The organism is Caballeronia sp. SBC1 (genome assembly GCF_011493005.1).
In the GTDB taxonomy this organism is placed as follows: Bacteria; Pseudomonadota; Gammaproteobacteria; order Burkholderiales; family Burkholderiaceae; genus Caballeronia.
Genome location: NZ_CP049157.1, coordinates 1560667 through 1576247, shown reverse-complemented (window position 1 = coordinate 1576247; position 15581 = coordinate 1560667). Strand labels below are relative to the sequence as shown.

Genomic DNA, 15581 nt, shown 5'->3' with positions numbered 1-15581 from the left:
CGGTACCTTAGTCAAATCTAGTAGAAGCTTGAACATTGACGCTTGCGGTTTCCGGTTTATAACCCCACCAAAACCGCGCTGCACCGTCATTCATCTATTGAGGAAATACACAATGAGCTGGTCTGCCAAGCAATATGTAACCTTTGAAAACGAGCGTAATCGTCCCATCCGCGATCTGCTCGCGGCCGTTCCGGACATCGACGCGCGCAAGGTCGTGGACATAGGATGCGGTCCCGGCAATTCAACCGAAGCGCTCATGGCGCGCTTCCCCAACGCGGCGGCAAATGGATTCGACAGTTCACCGGACATGATCGAAGCGGCGCGCAAGCGCTTACCGCAAGTTCACTTCGAGATCGCCGATATCAAGGCATGGAATGCCCCGGGCCCGTTCGATGTGATCCTCGCCAACGCGGTGCTCCAATGGTTGCCCGATCACACAAGCTTGTTTCCTGCACTCGTGGCAAAGCTTTCACCGGGCGGCAGCCTCGCGGTTCAGATGCCGGATAATCTCGAGGAGCCGGCACATCGGCTGATGCGTGAGGTTGCGGCCGACGGCCCTTGGGCGAGCAAGCTCTCGGAGGTCACTAAAGCCCGGACGCCGATGGCTAGTCCAGCGTGGTATTTCGAACTGCTTCGTTCTTGCGGCGCGAAACCCGATGTCTGGCGGACTACTTACCATCATGCGCTCGCGGGTGGTGCGGACGCGGTCGTCGAGTGGTTCAAGGGAAGTGGTCTGCGGCCGTTTCTGGAACCGCTTACTGAAGATGAACGGCTGGCGTTTCTGGAGCGTTACAAGACAGCGGTTGGGCTGGCGTATCCGGCATTGCCGGACGGGACCGTGCTGCTGCCGTTTCCACGATTGTTCGTGATCGCCGTGCGCTAGGGCCGGGCTAACGCTTCAGCTGACGGTTGTTGCTCGCGCCGGTAAACCAGGGGTTCCGCCGGTGCGAACCAGGCAAACTGCTTATAGAATCGCCCCTCGAAACCCTCGCGCAAGTTATCTCAAAAAGCGTATATACTGTTTATACCTTTACTCAACTGGAGATTCCATGCCCGGACCCGCTACGAAGGCCCCTAGCAAGAAGGCTTTTCATTTCCCCAAGACTGCGGAAGCGACTGCTGCCGAACCGGCTGTAAGCAAACGCAAGTCAACCGCCAAGGCAGCGGTCGAGGCAACGAAGGATTCCCAGGGCAAGGCAGCGCAAGCGCCCGCTAAATCGAAGGCCAAAGCCGCGCCCGTCAAGTCGGCCGCCCCCGAAGACAAAGTCAAACGGGCGAAAAAAGAAAAGGTCGTGCGTGACAGCTTTACGATGCCCAAATCCGATTACGAAAAAATCGGCCTGCTGAAGCAAAAATGCCTCGCCAACGGCGTGCACGTCAAAAAAGGCGAGCTCTTGCGGGCGGGTTTGCTCATACTTGAGCGCGCTAACATCGAGCAACTCACTGCGGCTGTCGCCGCTGTCGAGACAGTCAAAACAGGAAGGCCAGGCAAGTCCTGAGCGTACCCAGGCGTCCTGAGGCGGCCACTATGTTTCCGGCCGCCTCAGAACGCATCGAAAAACAGGCCGTAGGCATGAGACCATTAAGCGTAGCCTCTGCAAGCTTTGCGGAGTTCGATGACCTCAATGCCATCCTGGCGGCCGGCTGCGCGCGCTTCGAGTCCCGCACGGTGGGCGAAGTACGCGTTGGCGCACACTCCTTCCCAATCCTTACCGCGGCGATCGGATCAAATGATCCCAAAGCGCCCGCTATTGGCTTTTTTGGCGGCGTGCACGGCCTGGAGCGCATTGGTACGCAGTTGATCCTCGACTACATGCGCGCGCTCCTACGGCGTCTCGAGTGGGACGAACTGCTGCACGAACAATTGCGCTCGGTACGGCTCGTTTTCATGCCCATCGTGAATCCGGGTGGCATGTGGGCGCAAACCCGCTCGAATCCAAATGGCGTCGACCTGATGCGCAATGCCCCTCAAAGCGCTGAGGGACGCGTGCCCTTCCTTGCTGGCGGTCAGCGTATTGGTGCGTGGTTGCCGTGGTATCGCGGTCCCGCCCAAGGTTCTCTGGAACTCGAGAGCGCTGCCTTGCTCAATGTAGTGAAGCAGGAGCTCATGAGCCGCCCGCTGAGCCTTGCACTCGACTGTCATTCAGGTTACGGCTGGGACGACAGCATCTGGTTCCCTTATGCGCGAACCAAGCAGCAAATGCCTCATCTCCCCGAGATGTACCAGCTCAAGACCATGTTCGAACAGGCTTATCCGCACCACGGTTATGCGTTCGAACCGCAAAGCCATCAATACCTGCTTCACGGCGACCTGTGGGACTGCGCCTATGACCAGACGCCCGCTCCCAACGTGTTCCTGCCGATGACCCTGGAGCTGGGCTCATGGCGCTGGATCAGGAAAAATCCCAGCCAGATCTTTTCCCGACTCGGCATGTTCAACCCGGTCAAGGCGCACCGGGTCGAACGGGTCTTGCGCCGTCACGTCAACTTCCTGGACTTCCTGACCCGCGCGGCGTTTGCATCGAATAGATGGCTTCCCAAGGGTGACGCGAGAAAACAGATTCTCGAACGTGCCATGGAACACTGGCAGCGAACATCCTCGCGATGAGCACGTGGATCTTGTTGCGCGGGCTCACGCGCGAGGGTCGTCACTGGGGATCGTTTCCCGAGGCACTGCGCATTGAAGCGGGTTTTAGTGGCGATGCAAACAGCATCGCGTTGCTTGACCTTCCGGGGAACGGCCGTGAGAACGCGCTAAGCGCCCCGCTCGATGTAGCGGACATGGTGAAGTTCGTGCGATTGCGTGCGGCCGAGGCGGGGTTGTTGCCTCCTTACCGGATAGTCGCGATGTCGCTTGGCGGCATGGTCGCGACCGGCTGGGCACAACGCTATCCGGAAGAGATTGAGCGGCTGGTGCTGATCAATACCAGCATGCGGCCGTTCAGCGCCATGAGCGAGCGCCTTCGGCCCAAGGTTTGGCCTGCGCTCATGCGCATCGCGGCTTCGTGGGCGGATCCTATGAAGTGCGAAACAATCATCCACGACCTGACATGCAATCGGCTGGACACCCAGTCCTCCGACATCGCGGCATGGGCCGCCATCAGGCGGAGCGCAGGAGTAAGCGCGGCGAACGGCCTGCGCCAACTGTGGGCGGCGGCGCGCTTTCGCGCTGATAACCACGCGCCCGCTTGCCCTACGCTGCTGCTTTCATCGAAGGGGGACAGGCTGGTCAATCCGGTCTGCTCCACGCGCATAGCGGCTCGCTGGGGAACAGCTCACGCTGTGCATGCGTGGGCCGGCCACGACCTGCCCCACGACGATCCCGTCTGGACCAGCAAGGCGATTGCCGACTGGCTGCGCACCGTGCAAAGTCACACGGATGAACCGCCGGTTGTGTCCGATAGGCGCGCGGTTCTGTAGCGGAACTTGGCCGGGTTAGGGCCGGGTGTCGTTAGGCGATCATGGATCGCCCTCTTCCAATACCCGGTGCGAATGCGCTCCTCCACCCAGACCGAGCCGATTAATAAGCATACCTATAAAATATTGAGAACATCCGATCCCACCTTCGTCTCGCTCTTGACCTTAGGCTATCCGCCATCCTCACGCCCAATCCATACCAGAACACGGCCATGACTGCGATAAGCACCAGACTGATGTTGGTCGACCGCTACCGCTGCCGGTCTTCATTTTTTTTAAGCACCGGCAGCTCAACTGCGCTACCGTTTATTCATCGCCCTGCGCCGCGATCAGTTTCGCCAGGATCTTACCGAGCGTATCCCGCTCTGCCTGACCCAGCGTCGCGAGGATATCGTCATTGCGCGCCTTCGCAATGGCCGCGGCGCGCGTGTACGTTTTCTTACCCTTGGCTGTCAGCGTAACGACCACACCCCGCCCATCCGTTACGCTCGACGTCTTCTCGACCAGACCCTTTCGCTCGAGAATGTCCGTGGCACGGCTTGCCTGACTGCGGTCGAGATTCGACACCGTGCCGAGATCCGAGACCGAAAGCGCGCCGACCGAACCTACGCTTAGCAGGACACGCGCTTCCGTTAGCGTCAGCGCTATTTCGTCGGTGAACGCGTCGTTCATCGTCCGGTCAGTCTGCTTCTTCAGGACGTGCAGCCGGTAGGTAAACAGGCTTTCGATCACGTTCTTGTTTTTCATTCTCTCCCTCAACTGTCTGTTCCCGGGCAGCATATCACCCTGAATAGGGCTTACGGTAAGCGCTTTCTTAATTATTATATGCTTGCGCACGCATCAATTAATCGCTAGCATCAGGATAGCATTTAATGGCTTAAACGTTCGTCGCGTTCGTCGGGTTGCAAGCCATATTGTCCGCTTCGGGCTTGACGATCAATCAGCGCATACGCTCTTCAGTCAGCCCACAGGCGCAGAATAAGCCATTCCTGAACTTGACTGCTCGCGCCACGGCAATCTGAGGAGACACACTGTGACTGGTTCCGAACTTGGCACGCAGCCCGCACCCGCATGGTGTTCGCCTGACGAATGGGAGGCCCGCCTCAGGCTGGCCGCAACGTATCGCGTGTTCCATATGCTCGGCTGGACCGAGCTGATTTTCAATCACATCACATTGCGCGTACCCGGACCGGACAAGCACTTCCTGATCAACCCTTTTGGACTGGCTTACGACGAAGTCACCGCATCCAATCTGGTTAAAATCGACCTGAAAGGCAAAATCCTGAGTCCATCGGATTACCCGGTCAATCCCGCGGGTTTCGTCATTCACAGCGCGATTCATGAGCATGTGGAAGACGCACATTGCGTCATGCATACTCATACAACGGCCGGACTCGCCGTCGCGTGCATGGAGGACGGTTTGTCGTACACGAACTTCTACTCCGCCCAGCTGCACAACATGGTTGCCTACCATCCGTTCGAGGGCATTACCGTCCACGACGAAGAGAAGTCCAGGCTGCTAAGCTCAATGGGCAATAAACGCCTGCTGATCCTTCGGAACCACGGGCTGCTCTCGCATGGAACCACGCTTGGCTCAGCGTTCGCGTTGCTCTGGACCCTGAACCGCGCGTGCGAGATTCAGGTCGTCACGCATTCCATGCGTGGAAATACGCTGCCCATCAGCGATGAAATCGTGAAAGGCACCACGCGGGATTCGCTACAGTTTTCGCCTGCGCACGGCGCTGGGGAGAATGTACTTGCCGCACTTATTCGACGCGTCGATCGCATCGACACGTCGTACAGGGGATAGATTTGAATCAACAAGCCATCAAAATTACCGTGGTTGGCGGAGGTGCCATTGGCGGTATCGTCGCGGCTCGCCTGGCGCGTGCCGGCGTTGCAGTGAACTTGCTGGCGCGCGGGCCACATCTTGACGCCATACAACGTAATGGCCTGACCGTCGTGGAGGGCGACGGCCAGTATGTAGTCGATGTCAACGCGACCGATCAACCCGGCACGCTAGGCGCGCAGGATCTGTTGTTCATCTGCCTGAAAGGACCAGCGCTGATACAGGCAGCCAACTCATTGGCGCCGCTCGTGAACGCGGGCACACATATTGTCTCGGCAATGAACGGGGTGCCCTGGTGGTTCCTGAACTCATTCGGTGGCCGTCTTGAAGGACAGCGGCTCGAATCGGTCGATCCGGCAGGCGTGGTGTCCTCCGCCCTGCCACCATCGCAAGTCTCGGGCTGTGTCGTGCATCTCTCCTCTTCAATAGCCGGTCCTGGCGTGATCAAGAAGGGCAACGGCAACCAGCTTATTGTCGGACCAGCCGCTGCGGGCGTCACCGATCAGGCAGCCCGCGCTATCGAATTGCTCCGCCTCGCTCAATTCGACGTAACGGCGTCAAGCCAGATTCGCAGCGATATCTGGGCCAAGCTGTGGGGCAACATGACCATGAACCCGATCAGCGCGATCACGCGGTCGACTGCCGACGTAATTCTCGATGACCCGTTGACGGCGCAGCTTGTCGTCTCGATCATGGAGGAGGCACGGCGGATTGGCGAAGAGATCGGGATCGAGCTGAACATGACGACGCAGGCGCGTAACGCGCAAACCCGCAAGCTCGGCGCGTTCAAGACGTCGATGCTCCAGGACGTGGAAGCGGGCCGTCAACTGGAGATAGAAGCCATCCTGGGTGCACCTCATGAACTCGCCGCGAAGGCTGGAATCCCGGTGCCGTTTCTTAGCGTGCTGTATGGGCTCGCCGGCCAGTTGAATGCCAATCTGGCAGGCCATGCCAACGCGCCGACGCACTAGGCAAAGGCCCTTCAGGTTAGCGCGAGACTGAGGTCGGCGGTCATGCCGGCTTTTGCGAAGCCGACGTTCAGGTTGTCGAGGAACGAGACGATGCACAGCACCAGCAAGAACGGCGCCAAGCGTGCGGCGTTGAATACCGGGCGGCCGCCGCAGCGATTATCCCCGGTTAAAAAATCTTGCCCGGATTCATGATGCCGTGGGGATCGAAGACCTTGCGAATCTCGCGCATCAGTCGGATTTCCAGCGGGTCTTTATAGCGGCTGAAATATTCGCGCTTGAGTTGTCCAATGCCATGTTCCGCGCTGATGCTACCGCCATAACGTGCGACTTCGTCCAGCACTTGCGCCGTCAGCCCTTCTCCATGAAGCTTAAAGAAATCGCGCGGCGCCCCCACCGGACGCGAGAAATTGTAATGCAGATTGCCATCGCCGAAATGACCGAACACGATCAGGCGCACGCCGGCGTGATGCTTGTCGATGCGCTCGCCCGCCGAAGCAAGGAACGCGGGAATGGAAGCAATCGGCAACGAGACGTCGTGCTTCACGTGCGGACCATCGGCACGCTGCGCTTCAGAGATTTCCTCGCGAAGCCGCCACATGCTGTTCACCTGTGCAATTGATTCGGATACCGCAGCATCTGCACATAACTCACGCTCAAGCGCCTCGCCAATCACCGTCTCCACGAGTTCGCGCAACGCGGCTTCATCGACGGTATCCGCAAGTTCGATCAGCACGTACGCGGGATGACGTTCGGCAAACGGTGCACGCATTCCTTCCACTTGTTCGATCACCATATCCAGGCATTCGGCGGTAAAGAATTCGAACGCCTGCATGCGCGGGCCGCCGCGTTCGAACAGGAGTTCGAAAAGATCGAGCGCCTGCTGCGAGGAATTCACGGCCGTCAGCACGACCACGCGCACGTCGTTGCGCGGATAAAGCCGCAGCGCCGCGGCGGTGATGATGCCGAGCGTTCCTTCCGCGCCGATCAGCAACTGCTTCAGGTCGTAACCGGTGTTGTCCTTGCGCAGCGTGCGCAGGCCGTGAAAGATCTCGCCGTTCGGCAGGACGGCTTCAAGTCCGAGCACCAGTTCCCGCGTCATGCCATAGCGCACCACGTTCACACCGCCCGCGTTCGTCGACAAATTGCCGCCCAACTGGCACGAGTCCTCGGCGGCAAGGCTGAGCGGCAGCAGGCGATGTTTGTCGGCGGCTGCCCGCCGCAGGTTGCCGAGAATGCAGCCGGCTTCGGCGACCAACGTGTTGCCGATCGTATCGATACTGCGAATTGTGTGCATCCGGTCCAGGCTCAGGATCACGTTCGCGGGGCTTGCGTCGGGTGTAGCGCCGCCGCACAGGCCCGTGTTGCCGCCGCGTGGCACGACCGGCACACGAGCCTCCGAGCAGAGCGCGAGGGCTGCTGCAACGTCTTCGGTGCTCGACGGCCGCACCACCGCTTGAGCGTGGCCGGTGTACATGCCGCGCCAGTCCGACAACCATGGAGCGATTTCGTCGGGAGCCGTGATGACGGCGTCGGGTCCGAGCTGGTCGATCAGACGTTGGGGGAAAGAGGAGTCGGTCATTATTCGTTCATTCGTTCGTCAGGGAGCTGAGGATGGCGGCGCCTGTGAGCGCGTCGCGGCCGGGAATCGCGAGGTTCAAGCGGGCGGCCGCGTTCTGCAGATGCGAGGTCGCAGCAATCCGCGCTGCCACGGGATCGCCAGCGCGGATTGCTTCGAACACGCGGACGTGTTCGCGGTGCACTTCGTCAGGCAGCCGCTGGCGCGCAAGCGAATGCGTGCGAGCCGTCTGCACGGCCTGGCGGATCTGGAGGTTGAGGTACTGGAGCAGATCGACGTAGTAGCGGTTGTGGGTGGCATCGGCGATCGCTACATGGAACGCAATGTCCAGCTCCACCGCGTGATCTGGAGTGTAGAGATTGTCGGCGAGCGATTTAAGAATCGCCGCCAGTGCGTCGATGTCGGCTTCAGTCCGGCGCACGGCCGCCAGCGCCGCTGCTGCGCCCTCCAGATCAAGCCGCAGCTCGTAGACGTCGGCGAGGTCCGCCCGGTCCGCGCCGACCGCGCGGGGGACGCGGAAACCGCCTGTTTCCGTGCGAGCCTTCACGGTACAACCCGCGCCCTGGCGGCTGTCGATCAGGCCATTCGAGCGCAAGCGCTCCGTGACTTCACGGATAACCGACTGGCTCACGCCAAAGCGCGTCGCCAGATCCTTGCCGGAGGGGAGCTTGGTGCCCACCGGGTAAACCCCATCGCGAATATCGCCGGTCATTTGCTGGGCGACCTGCTGGGTCAGGGTTAGCGCTTTTGTCACGGGGCTCCGGGGGGTCAGTCAGTCAATTCAGGTTATCCGGTTTGCATGTTATATGAAAACTTTTGACGAGTGAATGGGGAGTCGCAATTTGGTCAGACCCAACGTGAGTACGACCAATAAGCTAGCGGCCTTATCTCGCCGCAACGCGACGTCACGCGATCGGCTGAACCCATTGACTCCGCCAACCCGGTGCCTCAAAGGAATCCGAAAAATACTGGGTCTCGTGAATGACCTTGCCGTTGCAGAACTCCATGATGCTTACCGTGTAGGTCGCTCGCCCCTGATAGGTGATGGTGTATTCCGTGACCCAGAGACCGCCTTCTCCTTGAATTCGCCTGACATCGAAACCTGATGGCTTATCTGGATGATGACTCCGCAACGCCTGCAAATTACTTCGCCCAATGATTCGTTCACCTGATTGGGGATAGTCACAGATGGCATCGTCATCGTAAATATCGTGTTCCGCATCGAGATCGCCGTCCGCCGACGCGCGCCAGTGCGCATTCAGGGCTTCACGTGTTGTTTCTTCCTGCATGGAAAGCCTCCAGATATCGTTCTTTCACGTCTAGCTATTGCGTACTTGGCGGAATGAACCCGGGGCTGCCCGTCTTGACGACTTCGTTGAACCTCTGCCTCGTTTCAATCCGGTTGATCTCGTCGAACGCATCTGCCGGAAGTGCGGAGATATCGAAATTCTCACGCGCTCGCGCCGCAGTTTTGGGGGTGGTGAGCAAAGCCCCGCCACGCTGGATCGCCCACGCAAGCAATACCTGTGCTGGCGCCTTTCCAATTCGCGCGGCAATCTGCGAGATGACTGGATCCTCAAGCGGCCCCGGCCTGATTCCGTGACCCAATGGCGCAAAGGCCAAAAACACTATCCCTTTCTCCTGGCAGAACTCGAGAAGTTCCGTTTCTGGAAGATACGGATGTGCCTCGACCTGCACCGCCGCCGGCTTGATTCGTGCCGATTCATAGAGAGGCCGCAACTCGTTCAAGCCGATGTCAGACAGTCCGATGGCCCGGCATCTTCCATGGTCGACGAGAGCTTCCATCGCCCTCCACGTGTCTAGCAGAGTCACGCCTTTATCGTAGATGACATCGCCATTTTCATTGCGCGGATCCTGCTCGTCTCCTGGTTGAAATGCAAACGGCGTGTGTATCAGATAGAGATCAAGATAGTCGAGCCCAAGCCTTTCAAGACTCGCCTCGAAAGCCGGTTCCACACGCTCGGGCCGATGATTGGAGTTCCACAATTTTGTGGTCACGAAGATGTCTTCGCGCGCGATCCCTTCGGCAGCAAGCCCTGTCCGCAGAGCTTCGCCCACCTCGCGCTCGTTTCGATATCGCTCGGCACAATCGAAGTGTCGATAGCCGGCTTCCAGCGCGTCTCTGGTGGCGCTGATAGTTGTAGCTGCATCAGGAATGAGCGTGCCAAATCCGAGCGCGGGCATACGGCCGCCTCCGTGACTAAGCACTATCTTTTTGCTCCGGAAATCGGAAGACTCAATCATGGTGAAACCTCCGCACTATCCGTGTACTGCGAGGAAGGACCGACGCTTGGGGCCTGCAGTTGTGGCGCCAGGTCCATGAGCAGAAAAACCGTCAACTTACTCTGGTCGTCGAGTCGTCGAGTCGGTCAAAGCAATTCACGTGCTGGGTGCCTTGAGCGAAAAAGACGTATCCGCTCGCGCCCATCGCGTATTCGTCATATTGGAAGGCCGCACCTGTCGCGGCGGTCAGATCATGGTAATTCCAGGCACCGCCTCCCCACCAAAGCTCGATGATATGACGGACTTTCGATGCGCGCGAGCGCTTGCCGTTTCCGAGTTTCGCAAAATGCTTCACGTCGCGAGATTCAGCCTTGATCGATCCGCATTCCGACCCCATAACTGTTGCCTGAGCGCATCTGCGAACTGGCGTCTGCCGTCAGTGGTAAAGATCCGCTTGCGCATAGCGGTGCAGGTGAAAGCACCGGTGTGTAGTTCTTCCGGCTGGACAAAACCGCCCTCAGGTGCTCTCCCTCACAACCACCTGAAACTCTACTCGCCGCTTCTCCGAAAGCCCTTCCAACCCGCTCTTACGAGCCGCGGCCGCCGCCAATAACATCTCGCCGGCAATCCGGCCGATCGCATGCGGATCGACCGCCACCGTCGAGATGCTCGGATAGCAATACCGCGACACTTCAAAGTCCCCGAACCCGGCGACAGCCATTTGCCTGGGCACCGAAATCCCCCGCCGATGACACTCCATCAGCGCGCCGAACGCCGACATATCGCTCACGCACATCACGGCGTCGGTATCCGGCCATGCATCGAGCAAGTGCGAAAACGCCTCGCCGCCATGGCTCATGGTCACGGGTGAACCGCCATGCTCAATCACTCGCGGCTCACCCAGCTCGAACAATCGCAAGCCTTGGCGATAGCCCATTTGCCGGTCCAACCCACGACGGTCAAGCTTGGTCGCGCCGCCGATAAACGCGATCCGCCGATACCCGCGCTCATGAAGATGGCGCATCATTTCGCAAGCGGCATCGACGTTGGAAAACCCCACCGCCTGCTGGATCGGAGTGCGTGGTACGTCCCATGTTTCGACGACCGGGACATTCGAACGCTTAAGCATCGCCCGCGTGGCAACGGTATGAAACGAGCCGGTCAACATCACGCCTTCCGGCCGATGTGCAAGCATCACACGCAGAAGCTGTTCTTCCTGCTTCGGGTCGTAGTCGGTATCGCCGAGCAGAAGTTGCAGGCCATGCGCCGTCACCGCCGCGTTCAAGCTATGGACAGTGTCTGAGAAATTCGAACTCGACATGGACGGCACCAGCGCCACGATGAACGGCGAGCGCCCGGACGACAGCGTTCCCGCCGATGCGTCCGGCACATACCCCAATTGTTCGATCACCGCGAGCACGCGCTCGCGCATGGCTACGGATACATCGCGGTCGGCCAGCACGCGCGACACGGTCATTTTCGACACACCGGCCACGCGCGCGACGTCCGCCATCGTCGGCATGAACTCTGACATTGACTCGCCTGATCTCGTTGAATAACGCTAGACATGATACCGCGCGAGGAGGCACGGATTGGGCCGCACAAGAGGGCCCGGATGCTTTAGCTGCCCTTGCCCACGGCGTCGTTAAGCAAAGTCAGCGCGTTCACGCGTCTCGCCCTTCTGTCGTGTCTCTTTTGTTCTGGACATCCCCGAACGCGTTTGATACTGTTACCGGTAACAATTTTGCAACCATCGCCGCGAAGGCGTCGCACTCGATGTATTCTGGAACGAGCCATCGATCGGCTCGGGCTTCGCAGCACTCGACAACGTCGTGCTGCAACCGCACAGATCCAGTGCGACCGTAGAAACCCGTACGGCAATGGCCGGCCTCGCACCGGACAATCTATAAGTGTTCTTCAACGGCGAACCGCTGCTAACCGAATACACACTACACGCGCTAATCCGCGCGGCCGTTGCGCCGCAGTTGCCCTGCAGTTGCCTATATAACAAACCTGAGACATTCACACTCATGAACCCATCCAACTCCACCCATACAAACGACACCGACGACACCGCAACACCGCGTCTGCGCAGCCGCCGCTGGTTCGACGATCCCTCCAACCCCGGCATGACCGCGCTCTATCTTGAGCGCTACATGAACTACGGCATCACGCGCGAAGAACTGCAGTCGGGCAAGCCGATCATCGGCATTGCGCAGACGGGGTCGGATCTCGCTCCCTGCAACCGCCATCATCTCGAGCTTGCGAGCCGCGTACGCGACGGCATCCGCGACGCAGGCGGCATTCCGCTAGAGTTCCCCGTTCACCCGATCCAGGAAACAGGCAAGCGCCCCACCGCCGCGCTCGATCGCAACCTCGCCTATCTCGGTCTCGTTGAAATCCTGCATGGCTATCCGATCGACGGCGTGGTCCTCACCACCGGCTGCGACAAGACCACGCCCGCGTGCCTGATGGCCGCCGCTACGGTCAACATTCCCGCCATCGTGCTGTCCGGCGGACCGATGCTCGACGGCTGGTATCACGGCAAGCTTGCCGGCTCCGGCACGGTGATCTGGGACGCTCGGAAACGCTTGTCCGCTGGCGAGATCGACTACCCCGGCTTCATGGACATGGTGGCTGCTTCCGCGCCCTCGGTCGGGCATTGCAACACGATGGGCACAGCGCTCTCCATGAACTCGCTTGCGGAAGCGCTCGGCATGTCGCTGCCCGGTTGCGCGGCGATTCCCGGGCCGCATCGCGAGCGTGGATGGATGGCGTATGCGACCGGCAAGCGTATCGTCGGCATGGTGGCGGAGAATCTGCGTCCATCGGACATCATGACCAAGGGCGCATTCGAGAACGCCGTGGTCGCGGCGGCCGCGCTGGGTGCTTCATCGAATTGTCCGATTCACATGATCGCCATCGCGCGCCACATGGGTGTCGATCACACGCTGGAAGACTGGCAGCGGCTGGGTCCCGAGGTCCCGTTACTGGTGGACTGCCAGCCGGCCGGACGTTTCCTTGGCGAAGCGTTTCATCGGGCAGGCGGTGTGCCCGCCGTGATGAAGGAACTGTTCGACGCAGGCAGGCTCAACGGCGCCGTACGCACGGTCACCGGCCGCACGTTGGGCGAAGACCTCGCCACCGTTCCCGTACCCGATCGCGAAGTGATTCGCGCGTATGCGAACCCGTTGAAAGAGTCGGCCGGATACGTCGTGCTCTCGGGCAACCTCTTCGACAGCGCCGTCATGAAGGTCAGCGTGATCGACGAGGCGTTCCGCAAGCGCTTCCTCGCCGACCCGGATCATCCCGATGTGTTCGAGGGCAAGGTCGTCGTGTTCGAAGGCCCGGAGGACTATCACGCGCGTATTGAAGACCCGGAAACCGGCGTCGACGAACGTTCGATTCTCGTGATCCGCAATTGCGGCCCGGTCGGCTTTCCGGGCGGCGCCGAAGTGGTCAACATGCAGCCGCCAGCGGCGCTGCTCAAGCGCGGTATCGACACCTTGCCAACGCTCGGCGACGGCCGTCAGAGCGGCACGTCGGCGAGCCCGTCCATTCTCAACGTATCACCGGAAGCGGCCGTTGGCGGCGGGATTGCGTTGCTCGTATCGGGCGACAAGATCCGCATTGACCTGAAGACGCGCAAGGTCGACCTGATGATCCCGGAAGCTGAACTCGCCGAACGCCGCGCGGCCTGGAAGCCGGCTGTACTGAAGAACTCGACACCGTGGGAACAGATCTACCGGAGCATGGTCGGCCAGCACGGCAGCGGCGCATGCCTGGAACCGGCGACGCTGTATCTGAACATCGTCGAGACGCGCGGCGAATCGCGCCACAACCACTAAGACGCGCCGACGCCTGGCCATCATTCTTCTGGAAACCTTCTGGAGACGCACAATATGCCTCACGCTTACCTCCCCTCCGACCTTGACGACGCGCTGCTGATCGGCCGCGTCTGGCGTCCCACGCCTATAGACGGGCCGTCGGTGGTCGTCGTTCGGCGCGGCGAAGTCATCGACATCACATCAACGGTCGCCACCACCGCCGATCTTTTCGATCGCGACGATGCCGTAGAGATCGCGCGCCATGCACCAGGCGAGTCGCTTGGATCCGTGGAGGCGCTGATCAGCGCGTCGCTCGATTCATCCGCCCATGTAATGCATTTGCTCGCGCCGTGTGACGTGCAAGCGATCAAGGCGTGCGGCGTGACGTTCGCGGTAAGCCTGCTCGAACGCGTGATCGAAGAACACGCGGGCGGAGACGCAAGCAAGGCGCAGGAAACGCGCTCGATGATCAACGAGTTGATCGGTGCGGATTTATCGAAGATAAAACCCGGTTGCGAAGCGGCGGAAAAATTGAAAGCCGAACTCGAGCGGCGCGGCGCGTGGTCGCAATACATGGAAGTCGGAATTGGTCCGGATGCCGAAGTATTTTCGAAATCGCAACCTATGTCATCGGTTGGATTCGGTGCGGACGTGGGTTTGTATCCGACTTCGAAGTGGAACAACCCCGAACCGGAAATCGTGCTGGCCGTGAACAGCGCGGGCACGATCGTGGGTGCGGCGCTCGGCAACGACGTCAACCTGCGCGATATTGAAGGCCGCTCCGCTTTGCTGCTCGGCCGAGCGAAAGACAACAACGGCTCATGCTCGATCGGTCCGTTCGTGCGGCTGTTTGACGGAACGTTCACGCTCGACACCGTGCGCGAGGCGAGCGTGTCCCTGCGCATTGAAGGCGCGGACGATGGATTTGTGCTGGACGGCATCAGCCACATGCGCGAGATCAGCCGCGATCCGGCCGACCTGGTTGCGCAGACGCATGGCGCGCATCATCAGTATCCGGACGGCTTCATGTTGTTTCTCGGCACCATGTTCTCGCCGATCAAGGATCGCGACACGCCCGGTGGCGGTTTCACGCATCATCTGGGCGACGTGGTGACAATCTCTACGCCGTCGCTGGGCGCGATCGTGAACACCGTGCGTTTATCGACGGAAATTGCGCCCTGGACGTTCGGGGTACGTGCGCTTTATAGCAACCTGGCGGCGCGCGGCATGCTGGACAGCACACGCGCTTCCTAAAGCTGAATCAATGATTGAATCGATACGGCGAATTCGTCTGATAAAACTAACCGCCGTTCGACTGCGTCCTTGCCCGAAAACGCTGCAAGGACGCGTCCGTCATTCTTACTGATTGACGAGATCTTTGAACGCTTTACCGGCGGTGAACTTGACCGTCTTTGCAGCAGCGATCTGGATGGTGTCGCCGGTCTTCGGATTGCGGCCCGTACGCGCGGCACGTGCACCGGTGCTGAAGGTGCCGAAACCGACGAACTGAACGCTGTCGCCGCTGACAACGGCTTGCGTGACAGTAGAGATAAATGCATCGATAGCTTCCGCGGCTGCGGCTTTGCTCGTGCCGGTGGCGGACGCCACGGCGTCAACGAGTTCTTGCTTGTTCATTTCTGTTTTCTCAAAGATGGGTACAACGCACTGCCCATGCGGTTTGCATGGCGGAAGCGTCA

At 60.0% G+C, this 15581-nt stretch carries 17 protein-coding genes; 8 read left to right on the top strand and 9 right to left on the bottom strand.

Annotated features, from left to right (window positions below):
- Positions 1-112 precede the first annotated feature (112 nt).
- The 4 genes from tam to SBC1_RS25040 all read left to right on the top strand — a co-directional run bounded on the left by tam (position 113) and on the right by SBC1_RS25040 (position 3420).
- Complete coding sequence (gene tam, locus SBC1_RS25055) at positions 113-883, top strand: trans-aconitate 2-methyltransferase (RefSeq protein WP_165094004.1); 771 nt, start codon at positions 113-115, stop codon at positions 881-883.
- A 166-nt stretch (positions 884-1049) separates the two neighbouring features.
- Positions 1050-1499, top strand: a complete 450-nt coding sequence (locus tag SBC1_RS25050; RefSeq protein WP_165094007.1) for a hypothetical protein — start codon at positions 1050-1052, stop codon at positions 1497-1499.
- Positions 1500-1573: 74 nt separating this feature from the next.
- On the top strand, positions 1574-2608 hold the full coding sequence (locus SBC1_RS25045) for a M14 family zinc carboxypeptidase (protein WP_165094010.1): 1035 nt from the start codon (positions 1574-1576) through the stop codon (positions 2606-2608).
- Positions 2605-3420: an alpha/beta fold hydrolase gene (locus SBC1_RS25040; RefSeq protein ID WP_165094013.1), complete on the top strand. Its 816-nt coding sequence runs from the start codon at positions 2605-2607 to the stop codon at positions 3418-3420. Before SBC1_RS25045 ends, SBC1_RS25040 begins: the two co-directional genes overlap by 4 nt.
- 303 nt (positions 3421-3723) lie before the next feature.
- Here the strand turns inward: SBC1_RS25040 and SBC1_RS25035 are convergent, their stop codons facing one another.
- Positions 3724-4164 carry a MarR family winged helix-turn-helix transcriptional regulator gene (locus SBC1_RS25035; protein ID WP_241202198.1) on the bottom strand — a complete coding sequence of 147 codons (441 nt, stop codon included), beginning with the start codon at positions 4162-4164 and terminating at the stop codon, positions 3724-3726.
- 286 nt (positions 4165-4450) lie between these two features.
- Between SBC1_RS25035 and SBC1_RS25030 the strand changes: the two genes are divergently transcribed.
- Together SBC1_RS25030 and SBC1_RS25025 are read left to right on the top strand one after the other, a co-directional pair.
- Complete coding sequence (locus tag SBC1_RS25030; protein WP_165094019.1) at positions 4451-5227, top strand: class II aldolase/adducin family protein; 777 nt, start codon at positions 4451-4453, stop codon at positions 5225-5227.
- 2 nt (positions 5228-5229) lie between these two features.
- Positions 5230-6237, top strand: a complete 1008-nt coding sequence (locus SBC1_RS25025; RefSeq protein WP_165094022.1) for a ketopantoate reductase family protein — start codon at positions 5230-5232, stop codon at positions 6235-6237.
- Positions 6238-6403: 166 nt separating this feature from the next.
- On the opposite strand, the gene SBC1_RS25020 is transcribed toward SBC1_RS25025, so the two are convergent.
- The 7 genes from SBC1_RS25020 to SBC1_RS40660 all read right to left on the bottom strand — a co-directional run bounded on the left by SBC1_RS25020 (position 6404) and on the right by SBC1_RS40660 (position 12089).
- Positions 6404-7816, bottom strand: a complete 1413-nt coding sequence (locus SBC1_RS25020) for an FAD-binding oxidoreductase (RefSeq protein ID WP_165094025.1) — start codon at positions 7814-7816, stop codon at positions 6404-6406.
- Positions 7817-7823: 7 nt separating this feature from the next.
- On the bottom strand, positions 7824-8525 hold the full coding sequence (locus SBC1_RS25015) for a FadR/GntR family transcriptional regulator (protein ID WP_165101189.1): 702 nt from the start codon (positions 8523-8525) through the stop codon (positions 7824-7826).
- A gap of 193 nt (positions 8526-8718) precedes the next feature.
- Entirely contained in the window at positions 8719-9102 is a 384-nt protein-coding gene (locus SBC1_RS25010) for a nuclear transport factor 2 family protein (RefSeq protein ID WP_165094028.1), read from the bottom strand.
- 34 nt (positions 9103-9136) lie between these two features.
- Positions 9137-10078: an aldo/keto reductase gene (locus SBC1_RS25005; RefSeq protein WP_165094031.1), complete on the bottom strand. Its 942-nt coding sequence runs from the start codon at positions 10076-10078 to the stop codon at positions 9137-9139.
- Between the two features lie 91 nt (positions 10079-10169).
- The gene (locus tag SBC1_RS25000) at positions 10170-10412 is read right to left on the bottom strand and encodes a hypothetical protein (RefSeq protein WP_165094035.1); all 243 of its coding nucleotides are present in this window, start codon (positions 10410-10412) and stop codon (positions 10170-10172) included.
- A 162-nt stretch (positions 10413-10574) separates the two neighbouring features.
- Complete coding sequence (locus SBC1_RS24995; RefSeq protein WP_165101192.1) at positions 10575-11570, bottom strand: LacI family DNA-binding transcriptional regulator; 996 nt, start codon at positions 11568-11570, stop codon at positions 10575-10577.
- Positions 11571-11786: 216 nt separating this feature from the next.
- Positions 11787-12089, bottom strand: coding sequence for a hypothetical protein (locus SBC1_RS40660; protein WP_165989038.1), 303 nt, complete (start codon positions 12087-12089; stop codon positions 11787-11789).
- On the opposite strand from SBC1_RS40660, the gene SBC1_RS24985 reads away from it, so the two are divergent.
- Together SBC1_RS24985 and SBC1_RS24980 are read left to right on the top strand one after the other, a co-directional pair.
- Complete coding sequence (locus SBC1_RS24985) at positions 12088-13905, top strand: IlvD/Edd family dehydratase (RefSeq protein ID WP_165094038.1); 1818 nt, start codon at positions 12088-12090, stop codon at positions 13903-13905. The two genes, SBC1_RS40660 and SBC1_RS24985, sit on opposite strands and share 2 nt — an antisense overlap.
- A gap of 54 nt (positions 13906-13959) precedes the next feature.
- Positions 13960-15138 (top strand): fumarylacetoacetate hydrolase family protein, encoded by a 1179-nt coding sequence (locus SBC1_RS24980; RefSeq protein ID WP_165094043.1) that lies wholly within the window; start codon positions 13960-13962, stop codon positions 15136-15138.
- A gap of 105 nt (positions 15139-15243) precedes the next feature.
- Here SBC1_RS24980 and SBC1_RS24975 read toward each other — a convergent pair whose 3' ends face one another.
- Positions 15244-15519 (bottom strand): HU family DNA-binding protein, encoded by a 276-nt coding sequence (locus tag SBC1_RS24975; protein ID WP_031356592.1) that lies wholly within the window; start codon positions 15517-15519, stop codon positions 15244-15246.
- Positions 15520-15581: the final 62 nt, after the last annotated feature.

Excerpts from the sequence above, each read along its gene's own strand:
- SBC1_RS25015 (WP_165101189.1), bottom strand. The coding sequence starts at position 8,525 with ATGACCGGCGATATTCGCGATGGGGTTTACCCGGTGGGCACCAAGCTC.
- SBC1_RS25040 (WP_165094013.1), top strand. The coding sequence starts at position 2,605 with ATGAGCACGTGGATCTTGTTGCGCGGGCTCACGCGCGAGGGTCGTCAC.
- SBC1_RS25035 (WP_241202198.1), bottom strand. The coding sequence starts at position 4,164 with ATGAAAAACAAGAACGTGATCGAAAGCCTGTTTACCTACCGGCTGCAC.
- SBC1_RS25010 (WP_165094028.1), bottom strand. The coding sequence starts at position 9,102 with ATGCAGGAAGAAACAACACGTGAAGCCCTGAATGCGCACTGGCGCGCG.
- SBC1_RS25045 (WP_165094010.1), top strand. The coding sequence starts at position 1,574 with ATGAGACCATTAAGCGTAGCCTCTGCAAGCTTTGCGGAGTTCGATGAC.
- SBC1_RS25020 (WP_165094025.1), bottom strand. The coding sequence starts at position 7,816 with ATGACCGACTCCTCTTTCCCCCAACGTCTGATCGACCAGCTCGGACCC.
- SBC1_RS25005 (WP_165094031.1), bottom strand. The coding sequence starts at position 10,078 with ATGATTGAGTCTTCCGATTTCCGGAGCAAAAAGATAGTGCTTAGTCAC.
- SBC1_RS40660 (WP_165989038.1), bottom strand. The coding sequence starts at position 12,089 with ATGAGTGTGAATGTCTCAGGTTTGTTATATAGGCAACTGCAGGGCAAC.
- SBC1_RS24985 (WP_165094038.1), top strand. The coding sequence starts at position 12,088 with ATGAACCCATCCAACTCCACCCATACAAACGACACCGACGACACCGCA.
- SBC1_RS25050 (WP_165094007.1), top strand. The coding sequence starts at position 1,050 with ATGCCCGGACCCGCTACGAAGGCCCCTAGCAAGAAGGCTTTTCATTTC.
- SBC1_RS24995 (WP_165101192.1), bottom strand. The coding sequence starts at position 11,570 with ATGGCGGACGTCGCGCGCGTGGCCGGTGTGTCGAAAATGACCGTGTCG.
- SBC1_RS24980 (WP_165094043.1), top strand. The coding sequence starts at position 13,960 with ATGCCTCACGCTTACCTCCCCTCCGACCTTGACGACGCGCTGCTGATC.
- SBC1_RS24975 (WP_031356592.1), bottom strand. The coding sequence starts at position 15,519 with ATGAACAAGCAAGAACTCGTTGACGCCGTGGCGTCCGCCACCGGCACG.
- tam (WP_165094004.1), top strand. The coding sequence starts at position 113 with ATGAGCTGGTCTGCCAAGCAATATGTAACCTTTGAAAACGAGCGTAAT.